Origin of the sequence: Bradyrhizobium sp. Rc2d (assembly GCF_900099855.1) — a bacterium.
GTDB lineage: Bacteria > Pseudomonadota > Alphaproteobacteria > Rhizobiales > Xanthobacteraceae > Bradyrhizobium.
In genome coordinates this window covers 58,473-68,109 of sequence record NZ_FNCU01000048.1, presented here as the reverse complement: position 1 = coordinate 68,109, position 9,637 = coordinate 58,473, and the positions used below count along the sequence as shown (strand labels likewise).

8 protein-coding genes are annotated in these 9,637 nt (G+C 64.4%); 3 read left to right on the top strand and 5 right to left on the bottom strand.

Annotation, left to right across the window (positions count from 1 at the left end; translation table 11 throughout):
• The 5 genes from BLV07_RS37085 to BLV07_RS37060 all read right to left on the bottom strand — a co-directional run.
• Nucleotides 1-184 (bottom strand): transposase (locus BLV07_RS37085; protein ID WP_143035613.1); only part of this gene is annotated, 184 nt, incomplete at its 3' end.
• Nucleotides 185-370: 186 nt separating this feature from the next.
• Nucleotides 371-2,218, bottom strand: a complete 1,848-nt coding sequence (gene glsA / locus BLV07_RS37080) for a glutaminase A (protein ID WP_091895900.1) — start codon at nt 2,216-2,218, stop codon at nt 371-373.
• A 21-nt stretch (nt 2,219-2,239) separates the two neighbouring features.
• Entirely contained in the window at nt 2,240-4,315 is a 2,076-nt protein-coding gene (locus BLV07_RS37075; RefSeq protein ID WP_091895896.1) for a TRAP transporter permease, read from the bottom strand.
• Between the two features lie 228 nt (nt 4,316-4,543).
• Nucleotides 4,544-5,710, bottom strand: coding sequence for a TAXI family TRAP transporter solute-binding subunit (locus tag BLV07_RS37065; RefSeq protein WP_091895893.1), 1,167 nt, complete (start codon nt 5,708-5,710; stop codon nt 4,544-4,546).
• Between the two features lie 144 nt (nt 5,711-5,854).
• Nucleotides 5,855-6,076, bottom strand: a complete 222-nt coding sequence (locus BLV07_RS37060; RefSeq protein WP_014495968.1) for a biotin/lipoyl-containing protein — start codon at nt 6,074-6,076, stop codon at nt 5,855-5,857.
• 94 nt (nt 6,077-6,170) lie between these two features.
• Here BLV07_RS37060 and BLV07_RS37055 point away from each other — a divergent pair, with 94 nt between their 5' ends.
• The 3 genes from BLV07_RS37055 (at nt 6,171) to BLV07_RS37045 (ending at nt 9,622) form a co-directional block, all read left to right on the top strand.
• Entirely contained in the window at nt 6,171-7,145 is a 975-nt protein-coding gene (locus tag BLV07_RS37055) for an IclR family transcriptional regulator (RefSeq protein WP_176946012.1), read from the top strand.
• Nucleotides 7,075-8,634 carry an acyl-CoA carboxylase subunit beta gene (locus BLV07_RS37050; RefSeq protein WP_091895890.1) on the top strand — a complete coding sequence of 520 codons (1,560 nt, stop codon included), beginning with the start codon at nt 7,075-7,077 and terminating at the stop codon, nt 8,632-8,634. The genes BLV07_RS37055 and BLV07_RS37050 overlap by 71 nt, the downstream gene beginning before the upstream one ends.
• A 454-nt stretch (nt 8,635-9,088) precedes the next feature.
• The gene (locus tag BLV07_RS37045; protein WP_176946011.1) at nt 9,089-9,622 is read left to right on the top strand and encodes a hypothetical protein; all 534 of its coding nucleotides are present in this window, start codon (nt 9,089-9,091) and stop codon (nt 9,620-9,622) included.
• The last annotated feature ends 15 nt before the right edge of the window (nt 9,623-9,637 follow it).

The following is a 9,637-nucleotide window of genomic DNA, read 5'->3' as shown; positions in this document are numbered from 1 at the left end:
CGCTCGACAAAATATAGAAAATCGCCTGCACGATCTCGCGCAAATCGACCTCGCGCGGCCGGCCCAATCGCCGCCGCGGCGGCATCTTCCGGGCGATCAGCGCCCACTCGGCATCGGTCAGGTCGCTTGCGTAACGCAGTCCACTGCGCTGACACTGGATACGAGCGGCTTTGGTCCACGGCATGGTGTCCTCCCTCGAATCTTTGCAAATCCGAAGGAATCACAAGCCCGCCAAAACCGCTCACCCTTTTTCGGTCGGGCTCTGAGGAGCCAGCCTCAAGCGGGCGTCTCGAAGGATGGCCGCAGGGAGGTCGCTTTCAAAATGCGATTGCCCTGCCGTCGGGGAGAGGTGAAGAGCTTCGGCCATCGCTCACGTCGACGTCAGAATATCCACCTTGGCATTGGCGACGATCAGGCGGTCGGCCAATAGCTGGGCCAGATTGCGCATGATGCGCTCGCTGGCACGGGGGTGCTGCTCGCGGAAGCGCTCGAAATCCTTCAAAGGCGCTTCGAACACGGTTGCCGCCATGTCGGCGAATACGTCGGCAGAGCGCGTTGCCTCCAGCAGCGCCATCTCGCCAAAGGCCATGCCGGCAGTGAGTGTTGCCAGCCTGACGCCATCGGGCAGCGTGACGTGGACCGCGCCGCTGCGCAGGAAGAACACGGCATCGGCGAGGTCGCCGGTCGTGACGATCTTTGCGCCGGACGGATAACTCCTGACGGTGCAGATTGCGGCGAGATCGGTCAGCTCGTCCTCGCTCAGTCCCGCGAGCAGCGGCTGCTCGGCAAGCTCGGTGGTCTCGTGGAAGTCGATCGAGCCGCCATAGCGGTAGACGATCTGGTCTTCGGCCCATTCGATCGCGGTGTCGAGCAGGTAGAAGTCGCGGACGTTCTTCAGCTCCGCCGTCCATTCCCGCAAGCTGTCCCATTCCTTGGAGGCACGTCTGACGCCCGACAGCACCACCGTGACGTTCAGTGCGGCGAGCTCCTCGAAGGCTTCGGCGACCAGGCGCGCACCGGCGCGCGTGGTGGAGGTGACGCGGTGCAGATCGAAGATCACGAATTGTGGCCGCGGCCGTCCCGCGAGCCGGCGCGAGACGTAGTCGACGGCCGACAGCGACAGCGTACCGACCAGCTCGATGACCCGCACCTCCTGCTCATGCGCGGCCAGAATCTCGCGCTCCTGTGGCCGGCGCACGCGCCGCGACGGGCTCTTGCCGATGTCGTAGTCGGCGATGACGGCGTTGCGCGCGTCGTCGCTGCGGTTGAGCATGTGCAGATCGTAATGCGAGGACAGCGCCTCGCAGACCTTGATGCCGCGCACGCTGTTGCCGTGCTTGTCGAGCTTGGGCGAATAGCTGCCGAGGCCGAGCCGGGCAGGGAGTGCGGCGAGGATGCCGCCGCCGACGCCACTCTTGGCGGGGATGCCGATCCGGTAGATCCATTCGCCGGCATAGTCGTACATGCCCGACGAGGTCATCACCGAGAGCGTACGCGAGATCGCGTAGGGCGTCAGCACCTGCTCGCCCGTCAGCGGATTGATGCCGCGATTGGCGAGCGTCGCCGCCATCACCGCGATGTCGCGCGCCGTGACCAGCACGGCGCATTGCCGGAAATAGACGTCGAGCACGGCCGCGACGTTGTCGGAGATCACGGCGTTGGTCTTGAGGAGATAGCCGATGGCCCGGTTGCGGTCGCCGGTCTGGCTTTCCGAAGCATGAACCGCCTCATCGACTGCGAGATCGCGTCCGGCGAAACGGCTGAGCGCAAGACGGATCTGCTCGAAAGCGTCCGCGCCCTTGCTGTCGTAGATCAGCCCGGTGCAGGCGATCGCGCCGGCATTGACCATCGGGTTGAACGGATGGTTTTCGGAATTGAGCCGGATCGAGTTGAAGGGGTCGCCGGAAGGTTCGACGCCAATCGCGCTTTCGACTTTGCCGGCTCCCAAAAGGTCCAGCGCCAGCGCGAACACGAACGGCTTGGACATCGACTGGATGGTGAAGGGCACCCGGCTGTCGCCGACTTCGTAGACATGCCCGTCCAGCGTCGCGAGGCTGATGCCGAAATGGGCAGGGTCGGCCTTGCTCAGCTCGGGGATGTAGTCGGCAACGCTGCCTGAGGTCTCGGCTGAGAATTCGTTGAGGCAATTGTCCAGAAACCGCAGCAAGGGCGGTTTCGAGCGGGTCCAGGCGGAGGCGGCGGGCGATAGCGGCTTCATCGCCTCACTTGTGCAACGCAATCAGGGTGCGCGCAACCCGTCCGGCACGATGGTCTGCCGGCGGACCAGGACAAGGGCGAGCAAAGCCGTGGGCACGAGGATCGCGAGGCCAAGCAGCGTCACCTGCATCTGCGACAGCGGCATGATCCCGCCGCCGGGCGTCGCGACCACGAAGCCGCCGATCACCAGCAGCACACGGATCGGCCATTCCAGCGCGCCAGCGCCGCGCAAGTTGCCGACGAAGGGCTGGTAGCCCTGGATGCCGCCGCAGATGAACAGCGTGCCGAACGCGGCGAGCCCCATCAAGCCAAGGCCGGCGAGGTATGGGCTCGGCCCCTGCAGCACCAGCGCCGGATTGAGCACGAAGAAGAATGGGATGAAATAGATGATGCTGCCGACCCACATCGATTCCCACCCGGTCTTCATCGCCGGCGAGCCCGCAATGCCTGCGGCGGCGAAGGAGGCGATGGCAACCGGCGGCGTGATCGAGGACAGCATGCCCCAGTAGAAGATGAACATGTGCACGGCCATGCGATTGAGCCCGAGCTTCTCAAGCGCGGGCGCGACCAGAATGGCGAGGAAGATGTAGCAAGCCGTCGTCGTCAGCCCGAGGCCGAGGATCAGGCTGGTGAGGGCGCACATGCCGAGCAGCAGGAAGGCATTGTCGCCGGCAATGTGCAGGAGATCGTTGGCAAGGCTTGACACCACGCCGGTCATCGAGAATGCGCCGATCAGCAGGCCGCAGCCGGCGAGGATGCCGACCAGCTCGACGAAGGTGCGGCCGTTGACCTCGAGGAACTTGCCGATGGTCGCAAAGCTCCAGCGCGTGTCCTTGGAGAAGAACTGGTTCAGAACGAGCAGCAGCGCGGTGGCGTAGAACGGCGCGTGACTCTCGCGCTTGAAGTAGAGCAGCATCACGATCAGCAGCGCGATGACGAAGACGTAGTACCAGCCGTCCTTGATCGTATCCATGATGCGGGGCAGCTCGGCGCGTGGAATGCCCTTCAGCCCGTGGCGCGCGGCGTAGGCATCGACCTGCATGAACAGGCCGACGTAATAGAGGGCCGCCGGAATGATCGCGGCGAGCGCGACATCGGCGTAACTGACATTGAGGAATTGCGCGATCACGAAAGCAGTGGCGCCCATCACCGGCGGCGCCAGCACCGCGCCGGTCGAGGCGCAGGCCTCGATCGCGCCGGCATAGGATGCGCGAAAACCGCTCTTCTTCATGACGGGAATGGTCATGGTGCCGGCGGTGAGCACGTTGGAGATGATCGAGCCCGACATCATGCCGAGCAGGCCGCTGGCAAAGATGCAGACCTTCGCCGCGCCGCCGCGGAAGGTGCCGCACAATGCGAAGGCGAGGTTGATGAAGAACTTTCCGGCTCCCGTCATCATCAGCGCGGTGCCGAACACCAGGAAGCCGATCACGGTGTCGGCAAAGGCCTGGATGGGAATGCCGAGCAGGCTCTCGCCGGAGAGCACGTGATAGGCGGTCGCCTGCTCCAGGGTCGATTGCGTGCCGCGGAACGGCCCGAGCCAGCTGGATTCGGCGAACAGCGGATAGACGGTGAAGGGCAAGACGCTCAGCAGCAGGCTCCAGCCGCCGGTGCGGCGCAGCGCCTCCATCAGCATCACCCACATCACGAGGCCCGCCGCGATCACGCTGTTGGGCGCGCCGCCGAACTCCCAGCCGGCCTCAGCCGCCTTGCGCACGTTCGACATCAGCATCAGCGCCGCCGCGAAGGTTGTGACGAACAAGACGAGGTCGTACCAGGGAATGCGGTCGAGCGGCGCGCGTTCAGTCCCTGGGAAGATCAGGAAGGTGAACGGCAGCATCAACGCGATCAGGAGGTAGAAATACTCGGTGTTGAGCTGCGTGTAGCCGATGAAGAATCGCAGCGAGAATTGCTGGTTGATGCAGAGCAGGATGGTTGCCGCGGTCGCAACCACCAGCGTCCAGCGCCAGGCGCCGCGCAGCGTGCGCACGCGCGTGACCTCCGCCTCCTGCATGTTGGCGGCGGCGCCGTGCGGATCGTCGAACACGATCCGCTTGGCCTCGTCCTGTGGGCCGGTGGAGACTGAAGTAGACATCATCGACCCCGCGCGTGGGCTGGCAATTGCTAACTAAGCCAATGGCCGTTGGTTGAATCGATAGGGCCGCGCGCTCATCAACCTCTCCCGCTTGCGGGAGAGGTCGGCGCGCAGCGCCGGGTGAGGGCTCCCGCCTCTGGGGGAATCCCGCCGTGGAGACACCCTCTCCCGCAAGCGGGAGAGGGTGCGCACTTCCCGCGCGGCAACGATCAAACCCAACAGCATCGCGTTCTATTCCTCAAATCCATTCGGCATGCCGGCCTTCGCAAGTGCCGCCGCGCGGGCCTTCATCCAGCCGTCGAGGAATGCCTTGTCATCCGATGGCGGATTGGACTTGCCGTACGCCGCCCACGCCGCGCCAAGCACCTCTTGCCGCTTGATCAGCTTGTTGTTGTGCGCCTCCTGCGCATCGCTCCATTGTCCGGCCTCTTTCAGCGCCTTCACCGCGCCGGGGTGCACCGGCACCACCCAGTTCTTGGTCTGCCGGTCGGCGGCAAGACCACCGGCGCCGGGCGCGGAATCCTTGTAGGCGTCGTAGTTCACGATCATCGCCTTGGTGATCGCATAGACCTGATCGGTTGGCTGCGAGGCGTAGGCGACGAAGATCGGGTAGGGGTAGTTGCCGAGCTCGACCGGTTTCTCCGGCGAGATGCCGGCGCCGCAGGTCGCAAGCTGCGGGAAGAAGAACGAGCCGACCTTCTGCATCCGCGCCCAGCCCTCCTTGTCCTTGGCGGGCAGCGGCGGCCAGATCAGGCCGCGCGGCGAGGTTTCGGCTTCCTTGGCGGGGCCGGTGATGGTGGTGCCGAACGCGGCATCGACGTCGTTGTTGATCAGCCCTTTCCACATCGCGCCGTAGCTTGCGAACTCGACCGCCTTGACGTCCTTCTGCGTCAGACCTGCGAAGGCGAGCACCGCGAGCGAGTTCTGGTTCAGCGCGGGCGAGCCGACGACGAAGCCGACACGCTTGCCTTTCAGGTCTTTCAATTCTTTCACGCCGGTGTCGGCTGCGACGCCAAGCGAACCGCAATTGCAATCGACCGTCGAGAGCAGGATCTGGAGCGGCTGCGGCCCCCATTCCTTCGATCCGAACTCGAACACGCCTTCCTGCGCGAAATAGGTCCCCGAGCCCATCGCCGAGGAGGCCGCGCGTTTGGCGCGCAGCGGCGCGAGGCGGGCGACGTCGTTGCCTGCGGGGAGCACGCGCACGTCGGTGCCGTATTTGTCCTTCATCATCTTGCCGACGCCGACCGCGATGTTGAAGCCGGCGGTGCCGGTGTCATAGGCGGTGAACGTCAATGTCGCCGGCAGCTTGATATCCTCGGCGAACGCATAGCGTGTAGACGCAAAAGAAATGCCTGCCACCAAGGCAGGCGCAAGCATGAGCAGCCCACGAAGCATGTTTTCCCTCCATCATCTTCGCTTAAGCGCGAAGACCTTCTTGCTTGAATCGGATCATGTCACCGGGCATCCGCGATGGCAACGCCGGAGCGCGAATGCAGAAACCAGGCTGACAGAATGTCGCGGAATCCAGGGATTATGCAGTCAGTTTGCGACGATCGCGATCGCTTGTCCCTCGGCAACGACGTCGTCGAGTTTCACCAGAAGCGACGTGATCGTGCCGCTCGCGGGCGACGGCACAGGTATCTCCATCTTCATGGCTTCGACGACCACAACGTCATCGCCATCTGCGACGGTTCCTCCAACTTGCACGGGAGTTGCGCAGATGCGCCCCGCGACCTCCGTGACGATCTTAATTTCTGGCATGCCATCCCTTTTTGTTGTCGTCGCAAGATGCCTGAGGTAGCGTCGTCTGCAAGTGGAATTTAATTCCGCAGAGCGAAACAAGCTGGTAGGGAACATGGGACGACGATCGGAGCGGTTGAGTAGGCAAGGTGTGCTCGCTGGCGATGCCGGTGAGGGTGATGTCATCCAGGTGGTGTCGCGCGCGTTCGACGTGTTGCGATGCTTCGAGGGCCACGATAGCAGGCTCGGCAATCTCGAGATATCGAATCGCTGCGGCCTGCCGCGCTCGACGGTGTCGCGGCTCACGCACACGCTGACGCGGATGGGCCAGCTCGTCTACCTGCCGCGCGATCAGAAATATCGCATCGGCCCCAGCGCGGTGGCGATGAGCGCTTCGATGATGAAGGGCGCGCAGCTGCGCAGCATGATCCGCCAGCGACTTCAGGAAGTCGCCGAGCAGCTTCCGGGCACGGTCGGCTTCGTCGTTCCCGATCGCTTCCATCTCGTTTATCTCCAGTTTGCGCGCTCGGCGAGCGCGCTCGGCCTGCACGAGGGCACCGGCAGCCGCATCTCGATGGCTTCGACCGCAGCAGGCGCGGCCTACACCGCGGCGCTGTCGCCCGAGGTCGGCGACGCCTTCATTGCGGACATGGAGCGGGAAGCGCCCGAGGCTGCAAAAATCTTGAGGCCCCGCATCGAGGCCAACCGGCAGTCGCTGCGCGAGCGCGGTTATGTCGTGGCCTGCGGCCTGTGGAGTCCGCACATCAACGGGCTCGCGGTGCCGATCTGGTCGCCGCAATATCAGACCTTCGTCGTCATCACGATCGGCCTGCTGGCTGCGATGTATGACGAGCAGCGGCTGCATGACGAAGTCGCCCCGTTGATGCTCACGCTCGGCCGCTCGCTCGGCAGCCTGATGGAAGGCGCCGAGGGCGATGCCTTCAACAACCGTCTCTCGCGTAAGCCGGTCGCAATGGCCGTGCGCAACAATAACAAGCCGATCAACTCGGAGGGAGTGAATGAACTGGAAGCCGGAACTCGACGAGCTCGCCCGGCGCGAAGCCTTCGCGCGGGAGATGGGCGGCGTTGACAAGGTCAAGCGACAGCATGACCAGGGCCGGCTGACTGTTCGGGAGCGCATCGACGGACTGATCGACAAGGGCAGCTTTCACGAGATCGGTGCCGTCTCCGGCATCGGTGAGTACGATTCCAGCGGCGAGTTGCAGAAAGTGACGCCGGCGAACTGCGTGTTCGGCCGTGCGCGCATCGACGGCCGCACCGTGGTCGTGGTCGGCGACGATTTCACGGTGCGCGGCGGCTCGGCGGACGCGTCGATCTCGGCCAAGCCGCTGATGGCGGAGGAGATGGCGCACGACTTCCGGCTGCCCATCGTCCGCATCATCGAGGGCTCCGGCGGCGGCGGCTCGGTCAAGACCATCGAGACCAAGGGCGCGGCCAATCTGCCTGGCGGCATCGGCGGCACGCGCTGGTATCGCTTCACGACGGAGAACCTGTCGCGCGTGCCGGTGGTCGCGCTCGGCCTCGGTTCGGTAGCGGGCTTAGGTGCCGCGCGTCTTGCCGCCAGCCACTATTCCATCATGACCCGGAGGTCCGCGATGTTCGTTGCGGGCCCGCCGGTGGTGAAGGCGCTGGGGCAGGACCTCTCGAAGGAGGAGCTCGGCGGCGCCGACATCCAGACCCGCGCCGGGGCAATCGATCACGCGGTCGAGACCGAGGAGGAGGCGTTTGCGTGCGCGCGGCGCTTCCTGTCTTATCTGCCGTCCTCGGTTTACGAGCTGCCGCCGACCTTGCCCTGCACCGACAATCCGGAGCGCACCGAGGAAGCGTTGCTGAGCGCGGTGCCGCGCAACCGCAAGCAGGTCTACAAGATGCGGCCGATCATCGACGCCGTCGTCGACAAGGGCTCGTTCTTCGAGGTCGCCAAGGATTTCGGCAAGCCAATCATCGTCGGTCTCGCGCGGCTCGAGGGCAGGGCGGTGCTGCTGCTCGCCAGCGACAGTTTTCACTATGGCGGCTCCTGGACCGCAGATGCGTGCCAGAAGGTGGTGCGCTGGGTCGACTTCGCCGAGACCTTCCACCTGCCGATCGTCTATCTCATGGACTGCCCCGGCTTCATGATCGGCCTTGATGCCGAGAAGGCGGCCACCATCCGTCACGGCGTCCGCGCCATGGCCGCGGTGAACCAGACCACCGTGCCCTGGTGCACGGTGATTCTGCGCAACGCCTTCGGCGTCGCCGGCGTCGTGCATCAGCCCGCCGACCGCTTCTCGATCCGCTACGCCTGGCCGTCCGCCTATTGGGGGTCGCTCCCGCTTGAGGGCGGCATCGAAGCCGCCTACCGCGCCGATATCGATGCGGCCGAGGACAAGGCCGCGAAGCTGAAGGAGATCGAAGCGCGCCTCAACAAGCTGCGCTCGCCGTTCCGCTCGGCCGAAAAGTTCTGGGTCGAGGAGATCATCGATCCCAGAAAGACGCGGTCGCTGCTGTGCGAGTTCGCGCGCCTCGCCGAGCCGCTGCGCAAGCCCGGGCCACCGGAGAATTTTTCGATCAGGCCGTAGCGCTCAAGCCGTGATTGCAGCCGGCAACGCGAGGAACCTTTCCTGGCGTGCCGCATTCGTCGCGCATGAGGAGCTTGTATTTCGGCATCGGCGCTCTCGCCGGCGCGCTGGTCCTCCTCACGATTTGGCTGGGCCAGCACGAACGGCAAGCGTCAATCGATCGTCTCGAGCGATGGGAAATTCCCCACGCGCCTGCGCGCTAGCTGGGGACGCTTGACCGCGGTTTGCAGCGACATAGCCGTGGCTGATGCACATGTGGTCAAGTCTCAGTTTCGAATGACACGCCGTTCGTTCTCTGCGAGTTAATCATTCCGGTCGCTACGTCTGGTTTACAACGATTGCGGAGGCCAGCCCGCAAATGCAACCATTTTCAGCCGCTCTTTAGGCCGATTTCAGCCAAACTGTTATTGGTTGCTCGCTGCGGGGCAGGGATCTCACAATTTGGAGCCCTGCAATGTTCAGGTCAGTTCTTTCTGCGTGCCTTTTAGTTGCCTTTAGCTCCGTTGCCTCCGAAGCCCGGCCCTATCGCATTCATCAAGTACCTGAATGCAACGTCACGATGCCCTGCGACTTCTCGTATTCGCAAACCCGCCGCGAGCGGACGTCCAGAGTCTCACTACAAGCCTATCGCTCAACGCAACTGACAGTGACCGACGCAGGCAGCGCCACGGCGACGAGTGTCTCCGGCACGCGCATCATTGGAGGGCGGCCGGCTGGTTGCCCCTCATCCTTCTGCGGCTGCGGCGCGGCTCTGCGCGTGTTCGGGCGTGTGGTGCCGGAATTGAATCTCGCCGCGAACTGGCTGCGCTTTCCGCGCACGTCACCGGCACCGGGAATGGTCGCGGCCCGGCGCGGGCATGTCTTCGTCCTGGAGCAGCACCTCGGAGGCGACATGTGGATGGCGTACGACGCCAATTCGGGCGGTCACACAACGCGAATGCATGCGCGCTCGCTGCGGGGCTACACGGTCGTCAACCCGCGCGGCTGAGAAAATGGCGGGATT